This is a genomic window from Enterobacter cloacae complex sp. P42RS (genome assembly GCF_014930595.1).
Taxonomy (GTDB): Bacteria; Pseudomonadota; Gammaproteobacteria; order Enterobacterales; family Enterobacteriaceae; genus Enterobacter; species Enterobacter bugandensis.
The window spans coordinates 87,509-103,985 of record NZ_JADBRK010000002.1 but is presented as its reverse complement, the minus strand read 5'-3'; the positions used below and the strand labels follow the sequence as shown (position 1 = coordinate 103,985).

Below are 16,477 nucleotides of genomic sequence, written 5' to 3'. Positions count from 1 at the left end.
GTTGCCGTTTGCTTTTACAGAGCCGTCCAGGCATCAGCCCATGACAGACCTGCGCCTGGTTCATAGTATGCCGGGGCGTTGTTACACCAGCCGCTGTACGGGAACGGTTTGCACTGGAACAGTTTACCGTGGTTGTTCACGATATCACCTGCGTTGTACTTGCTGTTCGCGCTCCACGCCTGGTAAGCACCTTCGTCACCTGATGGCGTTGCCGCTTTCGCTTTCACGTTCAGCAGGTAAGTGGTGGTATTGGTCAGCTCGCCATCGCTGACGGTCAGGCTGATTTCAATCTGCTGTGCCGTTGCGGACTCAGGCGCCTTGAAGGTCACCACCGCTTTATCTTCGCCGGTCACAGTCTGGCCATCCTGAGAACGCCAGGTGTAGGTCAGCTTGTTGCCATCCGCATCGGTAGAACCTTCCGCACTCAGAGAAACCTGCGCTCCCGCTTCAACGGCACCAATTGGGCCAGCAATGTGCGCAACCGGGGCGTGGTTCACAGTAGCAGGTTCAGCCGGGGTTTCATCCGGCGTCGGCGCTGGCGCTGGAGCCGGTGTTTCATCTTCTGCTGGCGTCGGCGCTGGCGTTACCGGGGTTTCGTCCGGCGTGGTGGCAGAACCATCGTCGTTAACGATATTCACGTTATAGAACTTCTGCACACACTTGCTGTAGTCACCCTCTTTAAAGGCGCTGAACGGCGTCTGGTAGCCCACCAGTTGGCAAGAGTAGGTCTTTCCGTCTGGCGTATCGGCGCTCCACCCCCAGTCCTGTTCCCAGTAAATCTTCAGCGCACCTGCGCCACCTTCGTCGAACTGCTTCATGTTGGCGCAGCCCAGCACTTCGTTCGCCGGAACGGGCACTTTCAGGTAGTTCGCGAACTCTTTGTAATACTTGATACGGTTCTGAGACTGGGCAATTTCAGTCGGGCCGCCGCACTCTACGCCGCCGTTGATGATCTGGGTGGTCACGCCGAAGCCCGGTACCAGACCGTTGGCTTTATCATGATCGTTCGGCTGCCACGTGCCGTCGATAACCTGCAGCATGCTTGGTTTTGGCGGCTGCGGGTAGGCGAAGAAGAAGATCGCGCTCGCCAGGTTCAGCCAGGTATCCGCCACCAGCTCAGGTTTATCCAGCAGGGTACGCACGTCGCCGTACATTGCTTCGGAGAACGGACCGTAGTTGTAGTTGTAGGACAGCTGCTTCGCACCGCGACCGAAGTAGCTCAGGAAGTCGCCGTCTTTATCCTTACCGCACGGCCAGGTCTGGCCCTGCCATACTTTCGGGTCACATTCGCCGTTATAGCCGCCCTTCTGCCCTTCGCTCCAGCCCATTTCACGCACGTGGACCAGCGCCTGACGCCACTCGGCTTCCGGACGCCAGCTTTCGTGGCCGCCGGTTTCCTGGGCAAAGTGGGCAAACATGGTGGCCAGCTCTTTGCGGCAGATCGCATCGCTGTCGCGACCGTCGTTATAGGTCTTACACAGCGCCGGGAATTTACCTACGGCTTTCAGGAAGTTGCTGTAGGTATAGGCCTGAGCGCGCAGCGGGAAGAGATATTCCCAGTCGCTGGCCTTCACGATCCCTTCCACGCGCTTAACGTTGTCCGGGTTCGCCGCACGGCCTGGCTCAATCATTTCGACCTGCGCGTTATCAAGGGTCTGAATCGTCTCTTTAACGGAGGTCATCAGCGGGAAGTTAGTGAGCTCCTGCTCTTTCTTCGCCAGATCGCTGGCTTTCATGGTGTATGGTTCACTGGTGGTCGCCTGCAAAGAGGCAGCCTGCGCCATAAACGGTGCTACGCATGCGCCGGCAACGAGTACACTCAGTAACGTCCTTTTATTCATTTCAGTATTCCTGTTAATTAAAGTTAAAGTTAAATCCCGGCTTATGTATTAATCCATTAATAAATAAACCATAGACAGCTGTTTTCACTTTTCGAAGAACACCCTGAGGAACTCTTCAAAAATAAAAAACTTTAATAACGTGCAGCTAATTTCAACTGCTGATATTTCGCCCAAACTTTATGGGCATATTTCATCCGCTGCGGATAATTCTCTTTTTTCAATCCGGCGTTATAGGCACCTACCGCTTCCCAGTTATAGCCGTACACCTTAATCATCCCGGACAAGATGGAAGCGCCGACCATAATGGAGGTGCAGGGCTCGGTCATCAGCCGGTATTCGTCAATTCCTTGCCTTTCCAGCGCAGTAAAGTGAGTGCTATTAATTTGCATTAGCCCGACATCACGCGTGCCGTCATGATTTTGCCCAACCGCATACGGATTCATACCGGATTCAACGTTGGCTATGGCATACAATAAATAAGGATCGACATGATAATAATGTGCGGCTCTGTCCCAACAGTTTGCCAGTGCGCTTTGGCTTATTATAAATAACAACAACATTAACTTTTTCATTTTCACCTGCTGTAAGCGTCGGTTATTTCTCCTTAGCAACATCCTGTAAAATGAATTTTGAATCACTCACCACCCCGTCGGGGATGGTGAGTGTTTACCGGACCAGATTATTTGCAGTCGGTTGATGGACCTTCTTTCACCCAGACATCGCTGTTAGCCGGGTTATCACCACGTGTCCACCATTTGGCACGGTATACGTTGCCCTGGTAGGTGGTGGTTTCGCCGCCGTTATAAACGAGGTCAGAACGCCAGTTCATCTTCACGTTGCTGACCAGCTCCCACGCATCCACACCGAAGCCAGGCTGGTTGCCCTGGGTCCAGTACTTCGCTTTCCACACCAGATGGTCGAAGCTGACGGTATCGCCATTGTTGTAGATTTTGCTGGCATCCCACGCGACATATTTGCTGGCGTTAGCATCGACAGGCGCGTCGCAGCTACCGGTTGCAGTGCCTTCCTCGGATGGCGGAGCCACGTCATCAGCCGGAGGGGTAACCTCGTCAGAAGGTGGGGTAACCTCATCAGCCGGTGGCGTAACGTCAGCCGGTTTCGGATTCACTGTCACCTGTACGTTAGACTGCACGCTGGTTTTACCGTCGCCTACCACTACGCTCAGGGTGTAGGTAGAGGTTGCGGTCACTTCTGGCGCAGTGATGGTCACGTTCGCGGTATCAGTACCGGTCGCGTGCATATCCGCCGGAACGCTCCAGGCGTAAGTCAGCGCATCACCGTCTGGATCGGCAGCCTGCGCGTGCAGAGCGTAGGTTTCACCGGCCTGCAGCGTCACCGCTTCCATAGCGTTCACCACGGGTGCCTGGTTCGCTTTCGGCGCTTTGTTCACAACCTGCACGTCAATCGCGTTGCTAAGCCCTTTTGCATCCGTTACCGTCAGGCGGAACGCCATGGTCTGGTCGCTGGTCGCTGCCGCAACGTTGAAGGTTGCTTTCGCTTTGGTGCTGTTGGTGAGGGCCACCGATGGACCAGAGATCTGGGTCCATTTGTAGGTGATCGCATCGCCGTCTGGATCGCTGGAAGCAGAGCCATCAAGCGTGACGGTTGCCGGGCCAGAGACGTTCTGATCGGCAGATGACGCGATTGGCGCGTGGTTAGTGACCACCGGTTCAACCGGAGTCGAGCCGCCCAGCAGGCTTTCGTTCATCGCATTCAGAATGTCGCCGTTGTCAGAGTCAATAGACCAGGAGAACAGACCGCCCAGGTGGTTGGCCAGAACGTATTTGCCTTTTGCCGCAGCGGAGCGCGCATCCTCGTAAGAGATCAGGTCGCCGGTTGACTTGTTGAAGACGTAAGGCGCTTCTGCGTCAGCGTCATAACCGTATTCCCAGCCTGGCTTGCCTTTGTACTCGTTCACAATTTGACGGTAATCCACCACGCCCGGTTCCCAGGTACCTTTCACCGGACCCGTTGCGGTACCGGTGAACGGATTGTTGCCCGTCTGGCCGTGTACGCCGGTCCAGCCGCGACCGTACATGCCCGCACCCACCACAATTTTGCCAGGCTGTACGCCCTGCTGCAGCAGCGCGTTCACGCCGTTTTCGGTGGTGTAGTCCGTGTCAGGACGCCATGCCGGCGCGTGCAGCGCCGCCTGATGGCCCAGAACCGTGTTGCTCCACGCGCCGTAGAAGTCGTAGCTCATCAGGAAGATATGATCGAGATACTGCTGTGCCGTGGTGTAGTCCACATCTTCAATCTTATCTTTACCGGAACCAATCGCCGTGGTCAGTTCGTAGGTACGGCCGGTTTGTGCAGAAAGCTCATCCATCATTGCGCGCAGGTCGTGCATCAGCGCAGTGTAGGTTGCCTTATCCTGCTGCGGGTTACCCAATGCTGCGTTCTCACCGCCGCCGCCCGGGAATTCCCAGTCGATATCCACGCCGTCAAAGAACTTCCAGGTCTGCAGGAACTCTTTCACGGAGGAGACGAAGCGTGCGCGAATGGCCGGATCGTTCATCTGATAGAACGGGTCTGACAGGGTCCAGCCGCCGATAGACGGCAGTACCTTCAGGCCCGGGTGGGCTTTTTTCAGCGCCATCAGTTGACCAAAGTTACCTTTGTACGGGTCATCCCATCCGGAGACACCGGCCTGCGGTTTTTGCAGAGCAGCCCAGGGGTCGTGGATAGCCACAGTGTAGTCCTGACGGCCGTTACAGGCGCGTTTCAGGGCTTCAAAGCTGTTGCCGCCCTCAATGGATTTCAGGCTGTCGTTGATACCGTCGCCGCCGCAGATGGGAATGAAGCCGTACAGAATGTGGTTCAGGTTAGCCGCAGGGATTTTATCCACCGGGAAGTTGCGGCCATACACGCCCCACTCAGGGAAGTAGGCGCCGACCACTTTATCGGTATGCTGCGCGAAGGTTTTGTTGTTTTCCTGCATCGGCGCGTTCAGCGGCAGCAGGTGGCTACCGTCGGTGTCCGCAACGATAATCAGCTTGCTGGCGCTTTTGGTGCAGCCGCTGGCATTACAGAGTTCCACTTGCTCCTGGTAGCGTCCGCCTTTTTTCACTTTGAAGGTCGCAGAGCCAGATGCGCTGCCCGCGCCGGACCAGACGGTCTGGCCGTCCAGCAAGACTTTGGCAGAGGTTGGCGCGTCGCCGCTCCAGACGTTCCACTCAACCTTCACATCCACACCGTCAGGGTGAACTTTAACGAGGCTGTTATAGTCCTGTGCCGCCTGATCGACTTCTACAAGCGCAAATTTATCATTGCCGCTGCTAATAGACGGAGTGCCTGGCGCCGCTGCAAATGCAGAGCTGGTAGCCGCTGCAATAAAGAGCGCCAGATATTTAGGCTTCATAAATTTCATTTTTATTTCCTGATAAATTTATTCGTAACGTTAATAAACCATGCCTTCCTTGAGAACATGGATTTGTTTTGCATAATGCGTATTAAACCAACCTGACAACCGTGAAAAAAAGTTTTGCTGCGTTGTATTCCTCCATAAAAAGATACAAGCCCAAATTCCGTGTAGCTTATATCTTTTACGATACACTGAGCGCAAAGAGACATCCTTCTCTTCCACCGTCAAAAAAACTTATAAAAAAACTTGACCTGTATATTTAAAATATGAAAGCAAACTGCTGTCCAATAAACACGACTATTCCAGCAAATGACAGATAGGGTCCGAAAGAAATAGTGAGGTTATTTTTATTTAAATTATTTAACGCGAAATAGCCCGAGATACCGCTCAACGCTGCGGCAAGTTCAATTGAAGGCAGCGCCTGCCAGCCGCACCAGGCGCCTAAGGCCGCCAGCAGCTTAAAATCGCCGTAGCCCAGCCCTTCCCGCCCGGTCAGCAGGCGAAAGGCCCAGTAGAGCAGCCAGAGCGACAGATAGCCCGCTACCGCACCGAACAGCGCGTCCTGCAACGGCAATCTGTGGTCAAATGCATGGAGTAAGAGACCTGCCCACAACAGCGGTTGGGTCAGGCAGTCCGGGAGAAGCTGATGCTGCCAGTCGATCATCGCCAGAGGCAGTAAAAACAGCGCGAGTAACCACAGCGAAAACAACCCCTGAACGTCCGGCATGCACCAGGCCGTAACGCCAAAAAACAGCGCCGAGAAAAATTCGATCAAAAATAACCGCAGCGGGATGGTCGTGCCGCACTGGTGGCAGCGTCCCCGTAATAACAGCCAGCTGACCAGGGGGATATTTTCCCATGCAGCAAGCGTGTGCTGGCACACCGGACAGTGCGAGGCAGGAAAGAGCAGATTGCCGCTTTCCTCTTCATCCATCACGATCCCCGGCAGGCGCTCGGCAACAACGCCAAGAAAACTGCCCATAATCCCGCCCAGGATCGCACTCATTATCGGAAAACTAACCGGGCAGGCCTCCCGGATCAGCGAGAAGGTATTCATGCGTTTTTTGCCCAGGTGAGCTGCACCTGCGCTTTTACATCGCTGAGATGGTCAACCGGCGTGAGGTTTATTTTTTGCAATCTGACGCCGGAGGTCTGATTAATTTCGCGCAGCCAGTTTTTTAATTCATAAACATTTACCCGATTAACCACGAACGATAAAGTTTGTCCCTCCTGGCGCACGTCCGTCAGCGACAGGTTAATTTCATTGGCGCTTTTCTCGACCACCGTGCGTGGATTATCCGTTTTGACTAACTGAACCTGAAGATGATTTTTATCAATTTCATTGCGCATCCAGTTAAGCGTCTCTTTTTGTCTTTTAAGCGTCGATTTACTATTTTGAATCATATTATCCAAAGGGATGACTCCTGCGTAATACACCGCAGCCCCAAGCAGGGCAACGATGCAGAGTTTTAAAATAACTTTCTCCCGGGCGCTGTAGTTCTGGTAGCGTGATTTCAGCTGCGCGATTCGCTCTTTCATTTATGTTTCCCTGCGATCATGGCGGTATAGGGTTTGGTGGTTGAAACAGGCTGTAAGGTAAAATCGAAATTCTCACGGGTCTGGTTAACAAACGCCTGCAACGCGGGCTGGTTTTGCGCGCTGACGCTCAGCGTCAGCGTGTTTTGCTGCGCATCGTATTCCAGCAGATCGATTTCCATCGCAGGCACTGACTGCCGGGCGGCCGCCAGCTCGTCCAGCTGAAGGAAGATCCCCTTACTCTGTTTTTTGACGTTCTGACCAAAGTGATATTTGATATTGGTCTGGTGACGCATGCTGGGGAAATGGTGCTTATACACCTGGAGGATCTCCTCCTGTATCTGGTTTTCCTGCTGCACCAGCATCCAGGCCATTGCAATGCGCGGCCCCAGCAGCAGGCCAACGGACAGCAGGCCCGCAATCGCTACTGCGGCTTTCATGCTTTTCGCGACGCGCCCGTTACCGGCCTTAAGGCTGAATTCACCGTGAAGCAGATTCACGCGACAGGCCTGCCACTGCGGCTGGATCAGCACCAGCGGATGCTGCCAGGGCTGGGCAATGTCGACGTCCACACCAGCAGGCGCTTCGCCGTAACAGCACACCTCCCCCTCTCCGGCCTTCTGCATCAGAAGCGGCAGCAGGCTCGCTTCCATTTCGCTGGCAACATGCGGTGATAAACGTAGCCAGTAGCCGTCGTCCTGAGCGACAAGAGTACTTCCGCCAGCCGTCACCGGCAGCAGCCAGGCATCCGGCAGCACCTGGATCACTTTTAACCCCGCCTCCTGACAGCGGTTTAACCACACGCGCAGCAGTTCGGCATCAATCGCCACCGCATCGACTTCGGCACCCTTTTTGTGAAGCACCGTCCAGTGAAGATTATCCACCTCGCCAATCAGCGTCTCCTCGGCCATCCACGAGAACGCCGTCGCCAGCGAGGCGACTTTCTTCGGCAGCGTAAAATGGCGGAAGATCATGCTGCTGGCGGGCAGCAACAGACAAACCCGGTCAGCCAGCGGATGCTCCGCCAGCGCGTCCAGGCTCTCCAGCGTCTCAACCTGCTGGCTGCCGGAGACACACCCCATTATTTTCCCGCCCTCGCGGTTATCGGGACGAACAAAAAGTACCTGTTTCATAGCGATCTACTTTTCTTATTCAATCATTCGGTAACGACGTTGCCACGTCACGATCTCACCGGCCTCGTTATTGACCTGAAGCTGGCTAACCACGCGAAGCGTTAATTCATCGGTATTGCCGGTATAGTTCACGCGGAAATACCGGCTGCTGATGGAGAGAAGCTCAGCCACCTGCGGGAGATCGTCTTTCAACTGCGGGAAGGTCTGCTCCAGCGCTTTGCTGAAGGTTTCCATATTTTCCCAGCCGGTTTCTGGACGCGAATCAATCAGGCGAACGGCATCATCTTCCGTTAATTTTCCGGGGAACAGCGCGGCCAGTAAGGCGGCCTGTTCCGGTTTCAGGGTGTTCACATCCACCTTGCTGGCAGAGTCCGGCAGCGCGCAGAGCAGCTTGCTCACCTTCGGGTATGCCGCTACCGGGAACGCGGGCAGCTGTTTGATCTCCGCAATGGTGCGCATCATCTGGTTCGCGGGCTGTCGGGCGGGCAAGACGCCCGCCCAGGCATCGCTCTCTGCACCGTCTTTGGCCGTCGTCGCGTCGCCATCGAGATAGTCCACCAACTGCTGATAAACCTCTTCTGCCGTAGTGTGGCTGATGCCGCTTTCCGTCAGGATCTGTTCAACAATCTGCTCGTTGCGCGGTTTTTCCGGCACGGCGGGCGCGTTTTGCCCCTGTAGTATTTTCTCTGCGGCCAGCAGGTTATTGACGTTAAAGCAGTCCTGCGCGTCTTCCACCTGGCTGACCACCGTGTAATCTTCGCCCCGCGTCTCCAGCGGCTGGTGCCAGTCGCCGTCCAGGTTCAGAGCCTTGTTTTCACCGGTGGTATCGGTCTGCAGGCGATCTTTCACCACCTTCTCCTGCGCCTGCATCGCCCAGCGCAACTGCTGCTGGCTGACCTGATAATGGGTTTTCTGCAGATTGCGACAGAACTGCTGGCTAATTTTGGCGGCCAGCGCCGACATCATGACCAGCAGGATCAGCACCACCAGCAGCGCTACCCCTTTCTGTTTACGTAATGCACTCATGATTTTGCTTCCGGTGCCGGCAGCGGCGCAGGCGCGGTCTCTGGCGCAGCCGCCTCAGGCAGGTCGCCCGGGGTCGTAAAGACCCAGCGCCATATATCGCCGTTTTCCATGGTCAGCGTCAGCTCCACGCCGTCCGGCAGATGCGCCGGGTCGCTCCAGCTTTTCTGCCAGCCCTGACGGTAAAAACGCCACTGCAGCGATTTCACCTCACTGACAATCGGCACTTCATCGGGCTTCGCGTCCACCGGGCCATCAATCACCGGCCAGACGTCGCGATACAGACGCCCCTCTTCCAGGCGCCAGCGCACACGCTCCAGCTGGATCGTTCCGCTCACGCCATTCAGCGTGGTCAGCTCAAGCGCATCATCCACCTGACGAAACAGATCCGGCTCGTTACGCGGGGCGCGCGCCTGCAGCTGGTAGAAATCGCGCTCCATCAGATTCCAGGCCCGCTGCAGCTGATTGAGCTTCGCGGCGCTGGCGTCGGTTGCCGAACTGGTGCGCATTGTGCCGTCCAGAATTTGCCAGGCCAGGGTGCTGATCACCGCGAAAATGGTCAGGGCAATCATGATCTCCAGCAGGGTAAACCCGCGCTGGCGTCGCGTTTTTTTCACTTGCTCTCTCCCGGCGGAACGATTTGCAAAGCGATAACCGGCTGGCTGTCGTCCCCTTCCGCGTAGACGCGAATGGCGTTCGCCCAGCCGTTGTCGGCGGTTTTCACCCGCTGCTTGCGCCAGTTCCAGCTGCGCCCGCCCATGATTTCCGTCCCCTGCGTCTCGGCGTCCGGGAAGTCGGTTTTCGTGAGCTGCGCTTCCGCCAGCTGATTTTCCGCCACCCAGCTGGCCTGCAGCGTGTCGGCCAGGCCGTGAGTGAAACGCACGTTCAGGGAGACCGAATTCATCAGCGCCAGCGCGGCGGTGGAGAAGATCACCAGCGCGACCATCACCTCCAGCAGCGTCATCCCCTTTTGCTTTTTGCCGTTAGCCATCGTTCTCTACCGATACAGGCGCAGCGCCTTGCGACACCACGCGGAAATGGTGCTGTTTGTCATAGCTTTGCAGCGTCAGCGTGAAGCGGCTGATTTCGCCGTCCGGTAAAAAGAGCACCTGCGGATCGGCGCTTACCGTGGCGGCAAGGCGCTGGGGCGAAAGCGAAACGTGCATCTCTTCCGGGAAATCGCCCTTGGTGGTAATACGCCCGGCGGATAACGGCACCCAGTGACGTTCGCCGTTTTTATCCTCGAGCGTCACCAGCTGATAATTATCCGTCGTGATGACCAGCCCGACGATATTTCCGTCCATCACCGCACGGTCTGAACCATAATCAACGAGGGCTTTTAATTGCTGGCCAAATATATCCGCACCGCTGCGTGAAGGTATTGTTGACACCACCATCATGGCGCAGCTGGCAAATATAACCAGCGCCAGAATAATTTCCAGCAACGTAAAGCCGCGTTGTTTATTCATTATTTCTCTTTCTTATCCAGAGACCAGTTCGTAATATCATCGGCGGTATTGGCTTCACCGTCCGGACCGGCGGAGAAGACGTCGACCGCGCCGTGTTCGCCCGGGCTAACCAGAATATAATCTCCGCCCCACGGGTCCTGCGGCAGGCGACGGATATAGCCATCAGCACGGTAGCCGTTCGGGATTGGCGCGATTTCAGGCTTGGTTACCAGCGCCTGTAAACCCTGCTCGGTTGTCGGGTAGCGGTGGTTATCCAGCTTATACATATCCAGCGAACCTTCGAGCGCGACAATATCGCTGGTTGCTTTTTGCGTATCTGCTTTTTCTTTATTGCCCATTAAGTTTGGCACCACCATGCTCGCCAGTACGCCAAGAATAACAATGACCACCATTAATTCGAGCAAGGTGAAACCCGCCTGACGCGCCAGGTTTTTACGTTTTAAAGTCATGATTTAACCTACCATATTATTAAGTTGCAGAAGCGGTTGTAATATTGACAGCACGATGAATAAAACAATCGTCGCCATGGATACCACCAGCGCCGGTTCAAATACCGACAGCGTTAATGTAATTCGATGCTGCAATGCCGATTCCTGGTTTTCCGCCGCGCGGTCCATTAAATTCCCTAATTCCCCGCTCTCTTCGCCGGAGGCAATCATATACAGCATGGTTGGCGGGAATAATTTCGCATGTTCCAGCGCGGCATAGAGTGATGCCCCCTGGCGCACGGTGTCCGCCGCCTGCTCCAGCACCTGCCGGGCATAGAGGTTTTCGATACCGTCCATCGCGATATACATCCCCTCCAGCAGCGGCACGCTGCTGGCCTGCAAAATGCTCAGGGTACGGATGTAGCGGGCGCTGTTGATGGCGCATACCAGCTTTTTGATCGGCGAGCCGTTCACCAGCCAGCTGTGCCAGCGAAAACGGTTTTTGGCGTTTCTCAGCCAGGTCTTAAAGCCGACAAACCCGCCACCGAGGATCCCCACGATGTAGATCCCGTACGCCTGCAGAAAATCGCTCACCGCAATCAGCGTGCGGGTGGTGATCGGCAGCTGCTGCTTCATGTGGGTGAACTGCTCGATCACCTGCGGCACCACCGCCACCAGCAGAATGCTGATGACCGCGATGGCGACCACGGTCAGGGTAATCGGGTAGACCATCGCCTGCGTCAGCTTGCTTTTCATCTTCTGGCGCTGCTCGTTGTACTCCGCCAGCTTCTCCAGGACGTCGCCCAGGTGGCCGGTTTTTTCGCCGGCCATCACCAGGGTGCAGTAGAGCTTGTCGAAGGTGCGCGGGAACTGGCTAAACGCGTCGAACAGCGTGTGGCCTTCCACTACTTTCTCGCGGATCTCCACCACCATCGCCGCCAGCTTTTTGTCCTCCGTCTGCTTCGAGATAGCCTTCAGGGCGCTTTCCAGCGGCAGCGCGGCGTTGACCAGCGTCGAAAGCTGGCGGGTAAACATCGACAGCACCGGCGTGGAGAGCTTTGCGCCGGTTTTCACTTTACCGGACGCCGCCGCCTCGCGGGTTTCGTTGATGCTGACGGGCATCAGCTTTTGCTCGCGAAGCCACTGGCGAACCTGCTTTTGCCCCTCGGCCTGCAGCGTGCCGCGCTGGGTTTTCCCCGCGCCGTCCGTTGCGGTCCAGGCGTAGAAGGCCATTACGCATCCCCCCCACGCTCGGCGGTGACGCGAATCACCTCTTCCAGCGAGGTCACGCCGCTAATCACCTTCAGCAGCCCGTTTTCACGCAGGCTGTAAGCCTGCTTAAAGAGCTGCGTCTCGATGGACATTTCGTCCTTATCTTCATGTATGGCGCGGCGCATGGTGCTGTCCACCACCAGGAACTCATGAATACCGGCCCGGCCCTGATAGCCGCTCTGGCGGCAGTGTTCACAGCCCACCGCGCGGTAGATTGCTTTTGGCGGCGCGTCCATAAAGCTGAACAGCGCTTTTTCATTGGCATCCAGCGGACTGGTGGTCCGGCAGTGCGTACACAGCCGACGCACCAGACGCTGGGCAATGACACCGAGCAACGATGAACCGATTAAAAAGGATTCCAGCCCCATATCCCGCAGGCGGGTTATCGCCCCTGCGGCGCTGTTGGTGTGCAGCGTAGACATGACCAGGTGACCGGTAAGCGACGCCTGCACCGCAATTTGCGCGGTCTCACCGTCACGAATTTCCCCGATCATCACCACGTCCGGGTCCTGACGCAGAATGGCGCGCAGCCCGCGGGCAAAGGTCATGTCCACGCGCGGGTTAACCTGCGTCTGTCCCACCCCTTCCAGCTCGTATTCAATCGGGTCTTCTACGGTCAGAATGTTGCGTTCGTGACCGTTCAGCGCCGAAAGAATGGCGTACAGGGTGGTACTTTTACCGGAGCCTGTCGGCCCGGTGACCAGGATAATGCCGTGCGGACGGTCAATCAGCCCTTTCAGCTTCTCCAGCTCTTCATCAATCAGGCCCAGCTTGTTGATGTCAGGCTTAAGATTGCTTTTATCGAGCAGACGCATCACCACGCGCTCGCCGTACTGGGACGGAATGGTCGAGACGCGCACGTCGATCGCCTTGCGACCAATGCGCAGGGAGATACGGCCATCCTGCGGCAGGCGCTTCTCGGCGATGTCGAGTTTTGACATGACCTTGATGCGCGATACCAGCAGCGGCGCGAGCTTGCGCGCAGGCTGCAGCACCGGGCGCAGCACGCCGTCAACGCGGAAGCGAATGCTCAGCGTGCGCTCGAAGGTTTCGATATGAATATCCGACGCGCCGTCCTTCACCGCCTCGCCGAGAATGGCGTTGATCAGGCGGATTACCGGCGAGTTTTCGTCGTTATCGAGCAGATCTTCGTTATCCGGGATCTCCTCGGTTAACGCCATCAGGTCGATATCGGCGTCCATATCGTCCACCAGCTGCTGCGAGACGCCGCTGCTCTGCTGCCAGATTTTGGCCAGCATCTCGTCAAACGCTTCCGGCGTGAGGGTGACCGGGACGAACGCGCGTCCCAGCACCCGGCGCACTTCCAGCAGTGCAAATGCCGGGGTGTCATCACGGATATAGACGTCATTGTTATAAAATAAAACGCCGTTATCTTTTGCGTAGCTGCTGCTACACAGTGTTTTACTCAGTTCGTCCACGTTGCCCCTCCGCCTTACTCTTTAAACGGATTGCGTGTCGCGCTGGTTTTCACCGGTGCGGCATGGGTGGCCGTCTTAGTGTCGGCAGACGGAAACGCGGGCAGAATGGCGTTATCCGCTGGCTCAATAATGCCGAGCTTTTTCTCCTCCACGCGCTGCATCTGGCGAACGCGGATCTGGTCATATTTCTCTTTCGACGCGGCGCTGTAGTTGTCGTCGTCACGCAGGACGGTGGTATGGATAAACACCATCAGGTTGCGTTTCGACGTGTCCTGCGAGGTGTAGCGGAACAGCTGGCCCACCAGCGGGATATCGCCGAGCAGCGGCACTTTGGAAACCGACTGCTTGGTGACGTTTTCCATCAGGCCGCCGAGCACCACCGTCTGGCCACTGTGGACCATCACTTCGTTATTAATGGTGCGAGTGTTGAAGGTCGGGCCGAGGCTGGCGTCTTCCGTCGCGCTGTTGTCTACGCTGGAGACTTCCTGCTCAATCTTCAGGTGGATCATGTCACCGTCGTTAATCTGCGGCACAATTTTCAGCTTGGTACCGACGGTCTTACGCTCAACGGAATTGAAGACGTTGTCGCCGCTGGTGGTCTGCGAACCGGCAAGGACCGGCACGTCCTTGCCCACGTTAAACGACGCTTCTTTGTTATCCAGCGTGACTACGCTCGGCGTGGAGAGAATGTCGTTTTTACCGTCGGTGGAGAGCGCGGTCATCAGGGCGCCGAAGTCGCCGTTGAAGAAACCGGTCGCCAGGCCGGTAAAGCTTGCCCCCTTCATGGTGCCGTTTTTAATCTGGCTGATAGGCAGGCCGGTTGAGCCGAACTGCACGCCGCCGTGCTTGCTGGTCCACTGCACGCCGAGATCCAGGCCCTTTCCGTCCTGCACTTCAGCAATGATCGCTTCCACCAGCACCTGCGGACGGCGAATGTCGAGCTTGTCGATCACCTTCTCCAGGGAGTTCATCACGTTAGGCTGCGCGGTGATCACCAGCGAGTTCGTTGACTCGTCGGCGCTAATATTCAGATCGCTGGCCGCCGTGGCGGTTTTCGACTTCGGCGCACCCGCCTTGTCTTTCAGCTGCTCGCCAATACCGGTCAGCACCGGAACCACTTTGGTGGCGCTGGCGTATTTGAGGTAGAAGACGCGGGTATTCCCCTCGTTGTTCTGCTCGCGATCCAGCTGATGGATCAGGGAACGGGTGCGCATGCGCGCATCTTCCGAACCGCTGATCACCAGGCTGTTGGTCTCGTCATCCGCTACCACCTTGGTGGCGAGCTGCGGCGCGTTCTGCCCCTTCTGCTCTTCGTTGTTGAGGTTGTTCAACATGTCGGAGAGCTCTTTGGCGGACGCAAAGCGCAGCGGCACGATTTCGCGACGCTGAATGCCGTCTCTGTCGACGCGCTGCACCAGATCCACCAGGCGGTTCACCACCGAGGCTTTCCCGGTTAACAGCAGGACGTTCGACGGCTCAAAATGCACCACGTTACCGATACCGGTGGCATCGTTCAGCTGGCGCAGCAGCGGCGCCAGCTCACGCACCGGCACGTTTTCCATGCGCACGACGCGGGTGATGATCTCATCGCCTTTGCCCGGATTTTTGCTGTCTGCCAGCGGGGCCCCGGCGGTGCGGGCTACGCTTGAGCGCACCACTTTGACCATGCCGTTGTCCATCGGGATCACCGACAGACCGTACAGGTCCAGCACGCTCAGGAAGAACTGGTAATACTCATCTTCCGTCAGCACGTTATAGGTTCTGACCGACACCGTACCCTGAACGGACGGGTCGACGAGAATGGTTTTGTTAAGATTGCGGCCTACCGTATCGATAAACTCGCGGATATCGGTATTTTTAAAGCTCGCGCTAAAGTTGGCTGCAAGCAGCGAACTGGAATATAACGACAATGCGGTCAGCGCCACGCACGCCCAAGGAAATTTCTTCATGTCTGTACACTTGTTAGTTGTTTAGAACATTAACCCGAATATTTTCAAGGTGAGCGTGACGTCTGACGACGACCTCCGCTTCTTTCATTTTCGACCAGTTGGCAATAATACTTTTTGCCTTTGCTTCATCGGTCATATCGACAGAGTTGACTTTCACAGCCACGTCGCCTTTTTCCAGCCCGGAATGGCTGAAGAACGCTGAGGCATTCCTTGGATTGATGTTGTAGCCTTCCAGTTGGCCTTTTTCGATTACCGGTTTTAACACCAGATAATCATCCAGATGCACGCTTTCCGCGCCTGCATCTTTCGTCGATTTGGTTACCGGGCCGCTATCAACGCCGCCCTTAAAATAGTCAGGCTTATTTAACGCCAGTACCTGCGTAGCACCTTCGTAATTAACCACCACATTGTCTTTGTTAATTTCCTGAATAAAAGCATCGTTAAAACCGGTCAGCGGCTCGCCTTCACGATAGCTGCGCTGGCCTGCCGGGGTTTTAATCACCGCAAAGGAGAGCCAGGCATCGTCACTGCTGACAATTCCTTCAATTTCCGCTGCCAGCGGGGCTTTCGCGGCAGCCGGTAAGTTATCCTGACGCACCGCAGCCGTGAACAGAGTAAATGTCTTTTCTTCACGACGATTTTTCAGCGGCTGTTCATCAGACTTAGCCAACTTATTCGTAACTTTTTTATAATCTTTAAACGTCAGATAGCCTTGCTGGCCGCAAAAAATTAACAGCACAAACATAATACAAGGCGTTATCCACCGTGACAGAAATGAGAACCTCATTTTTCATCTGGCCTTTAGCAAAGCGGAAATAAGCAGCGTCGGGCTGCGCCAATATGTGTGAAAAATAGTAATTAACTGCCGTAAATACGACCATCGACTTCGCCATTAACTTTAATAAAAAAAACTATTGACCAAATAAAATCGGGATGTTAGGTCATTGCAACTGGATATTTTTACCCTGTGCGCAAATTGACCACCCTGTGGCGTTGCTTTAC

Annotated in this window: 15 protein-coding genes; all 15 read right to left on the bottom strand. The window is 55.8% G+C overall.

All coding sequences use genetic code 11. From position 1 onward, the window contains the following. Window positions 1-14 precede the first annotated feature (14 nt). The 15 genes from IM314_RS03835 to gspC all read right to left on the bottom strand — a co-directional run bounded on the left by IM314_RS03835 (window position 15) and on the right by gspC (window position 16,220). Window positions 15-1,841, bottom strand: coding sequence for a chitinase (locus IM314_RS03835; RefSeq protein WP_193358643.1), 1,827 nt, complete (start codon window positions 1,839-1,841; stop codon window positions 15-17). Window positions 1,842-1,972: 131 nt separating this feature from the next. Then, entirely contained in the window at window positions 1,973-2,413 is a 441-nt protein-coding gene (gene iagB, locus IM314_RS03830) for a type III secretion system invasion protein IagB (protein WP_193358642.1), read from the bottom strand. Between the two features lie 107 nt (window positions 2,414-2,520). Continuing rightward, the gene (locus IM314_RS03825) at window positions 2,521-5,232 is read right to left on the bottom strand and encodes a glycosyl hydrolase family 18 protein (RefSeq protein WP_193358641.1); all 2,712 of its coding nucleotides are present in this window, start codon (window positions 5,230-5,232) and stop codon (window positions 2,521-2,523) included. Between the two features lie 253 nt (window positions 5,233-5,485). Continuing rightward, on the bottom strand, window positions 5,486-6,283 hold the full coding sequence (locus tag IM314_RS03820; RefSeq protein WP_193359380.1) for an A24 family peptidase: 798 nt from the start codon (window positions 6,281-6,283) through the stop codon (window positions 5,486-5,488). Then, window positions 6,280-6,765 (bottom strand): type II secretion system protein GspM, encoded by a 486-nt coding sequence (gspM, locus tag IM314_RS03815; RefSeq protein WP_045261799.1) that lies wholly within the window; start codon window positions 6,763-6,765, stop codon window positions 6,280-6,282. The genes IM314_RS03820 and gspM overlap by 4 nt, the downstream gene beginning before the upstream one ends. Continuing rightward, window positions 6,762-7,895, bottom strand: a complete 1,134-nt coding sequence (gspL, locus tag IM314_RS03810; RefSeq protein WP_193359223.1) for a type II secretion system protein GspL — start codon at window positions 7,893-7,895, stop codon at window positions 6,762-6,764. The genes gspM and gspL overlap by 4 nt, the downstream gene beginning before the upstream one ends. 15 nt (window positions 7,896-7,910) lie before the next feature. Further along, window positions 7,911-8,921, bottom strand: a complete 1,011-nt coding sequence (gene gspK, locus IM314_RS03805) for a type II secretion system minor pseudopilin GspK (RefSeq protein WP_193359222.1) — start codon at window positions 8,919-8,921, stop codon at window positions 7,911-7,913. Continuing rightward, the gene (gene gspJ, locus IM314_RS03800; RefSeq protein ID WP_193359221.1) at window positions 8,918-9,535 is read right to left on the bottom strand and encodes a type II secretion system minor pseudopilin GspJ; all 618 of its coding nucleotides are present in this window, start codon (window positions 9,533-9,535) and stop codon (window positions 8,918-8,920) included. Before gspJ ends, gspK begins: the two co-directional genes overlap by 4 nt. Next, window positions 9,532-9,909, bottom strand: coding sequence for a type II secretion system minor pseudopilin GspI (gene gspI, locus IM314_RS03795; protein WP_041910661.1), 378 nt, complete (start codon window positions 9,907-9,909; stop codon window positions 9,532-9,534). Before gspI ends, gspJ begins: the two co-directional genes overlap by 4 nt. Next, complete coding sequence (gene gspH, locus IM314_RS03790; RefSeq protein WP_028012526.1) at window positions 9,902-10,387, bottom strand: type II secretion system minor pseudopilin GspH; 486 nt, start codon at window positions 10,385-10,387, stop codon at window positions 9,902-9,904. The genes gspI and gspH overlap by 8 nt, the downstream gene beginning before the upstream one ends. Further along, window positions 10,387-10,836: a type II secretion system major pseudopilin GspG gene (gspG, locus tag IM314_RS03785; RefSeq protein ID WP_193359220.1), complete on the bottom strand. Its 450-nt coding sequence runs from the start codon at window positions 10,834-10,836 to the stop codon at window positions 10,387-10,389. Before gspG ends, gspH begins: the two co-directional genes overlap by 1 nt. 3 nt (window positions 10,837-10,839) lie before the next feature. Continuing rightward, window positions 10,840-12,048, bottom strand: a complete 1,209-nt coding sequence (gene gspF, locus IM314_RS03780) for a type II secretion system inner membrane protein GspF (protein WP_193359219.1) — start codon at window positions 12,046-12,048, stop codon at window positions 10,840-10,842. Then, on the bottom strand, window positions 12,048-13,526 hold the full coding sequence (gene gspE, locus IM314_RS03775) for a type II secretion system ATPase GspE (protein ID WP_193359218.1): 1,479 nt from the start codon (window positions 13,524-13,526) through the stop codon (window positions 12,048-12,050). Before gspE ends, gspF begins: the two co-directional genes overlap by 1 nt. A gap of 14 nt (window positions 13,527-13,540) precedes the next feature. Next, on the bottom strand, window positions 13,541-15,475 hold the full coding sequence (gene gspD, locus IM314_RS03770) for a type II secretion system secretin GspD (RefSeq protein WP_047362772.1): 1,935 nt from the start codon (window positions 15,473-15,475) through the stop codon (window positions 13,541-13,543). Window positions 15,476-15,488: 13 nt separating this feature from the next. Continuing rightward, window positions 15,489-16,220, bottom strand: coding sequence for a type II secretion system protein GspC (gene gspC / locus IM314_RS03765; protein ID WP_041910664.1), 732 nt, complete (start codon window positions 16,218-16,220; stop codon window positions 15,489-15,491). Window positions 16,221-16,477 lie beyond the last annotated feature (257 nt).

Bases quoted from the DNA above. Each gene is read 5' to 3' on its own strand.
- IM314_RS03835 (WP_193358643.1), bottom strand. From the start codon at position 1,841: ATGAATAAAAGGACGTTACTGAGTGTACTCGTTGCCGGCGCATGCGTA.
- iagB (WP_193358642.1), bottom strand. From the start codon at position 2,413: ATGAAAAAGTTAATGTTGTTGTTATTTATAATAAGCCAAAGCGCACTG.
- IM314_RS03825 (WP_193358641.1), bottom strand. From the start codon at position 5,232: ATGAAATTTATGAAGCCTAAATATCTGGCGCTCTTTATTGCAGCGGCT.
- IM314_RS03820 (WP_193359380.1), bottom strand. From the start codon at position 6,283: ATGAATACCTTCTCGCTGATCCGGGAGGCCTGCCCGGTTAGTTTTCCG.
- gspM (WP_045261799.1), bottom strand. From the start codon at position 6,765: ATGAAAGAGCGAATCGCGCAGCTGAAATCACGCTACCAGAACTACAGC.
- gspL (WP_193359223.1), bottom strand. From the start codon at position 7,895: ATGAAACAGGTACTTTTTGTTCGTCCCGATAACCGCGAGGGCGGGAAA.
- gspK (WP_193359222.1), bottom strand. From the start codon at position 8,921: ATGAGTGCATTACGTAAACAGAAAGGGGTAGCGCTGCTGGTGGTGCTG.
- gspI (WP_041910661.1), bottom strand. From the start codon at position 9,909: ATGGCTAACGGCAAAAAGCAAAAGGGGATGACGCTGCTGGAGGTGATG.
- gspH (WP_028012526.1), bottom strand. From the start codon at position 10,387: ATGAATAAACAACGCGGCTTTACGTTGCTGGAAATTATTCTGGCGCTG.
- gspG (WP_193359220.1), bottom strand. From the start codon at position 10,836: ATGACTTTAAAACGTAAAAACCTGGCGCGTCAGGCGGGTTTCACCTTG.
- gspF (WP_193359219.1), bottom strand. From the start codon at position 12,048: ATGGCCTTCTACGCCTGGACCGCAACGGACGGCGCGGGGAAAACCCAG.
- gspD (WP_047362772.1), bottom strand. From the start codon at position 15,475: ATGAAGAAATTTCCTTGGGCGTGCGTGGCGCTGACCGCATTGTCGTTA.
- gspC (WP_041910664.1), bottom strand. From the start codon at position 16,220: ATGTTTGTGCTGTTAATTTTTTGCGGCCAGCAAGGCTATCTGACGTTT.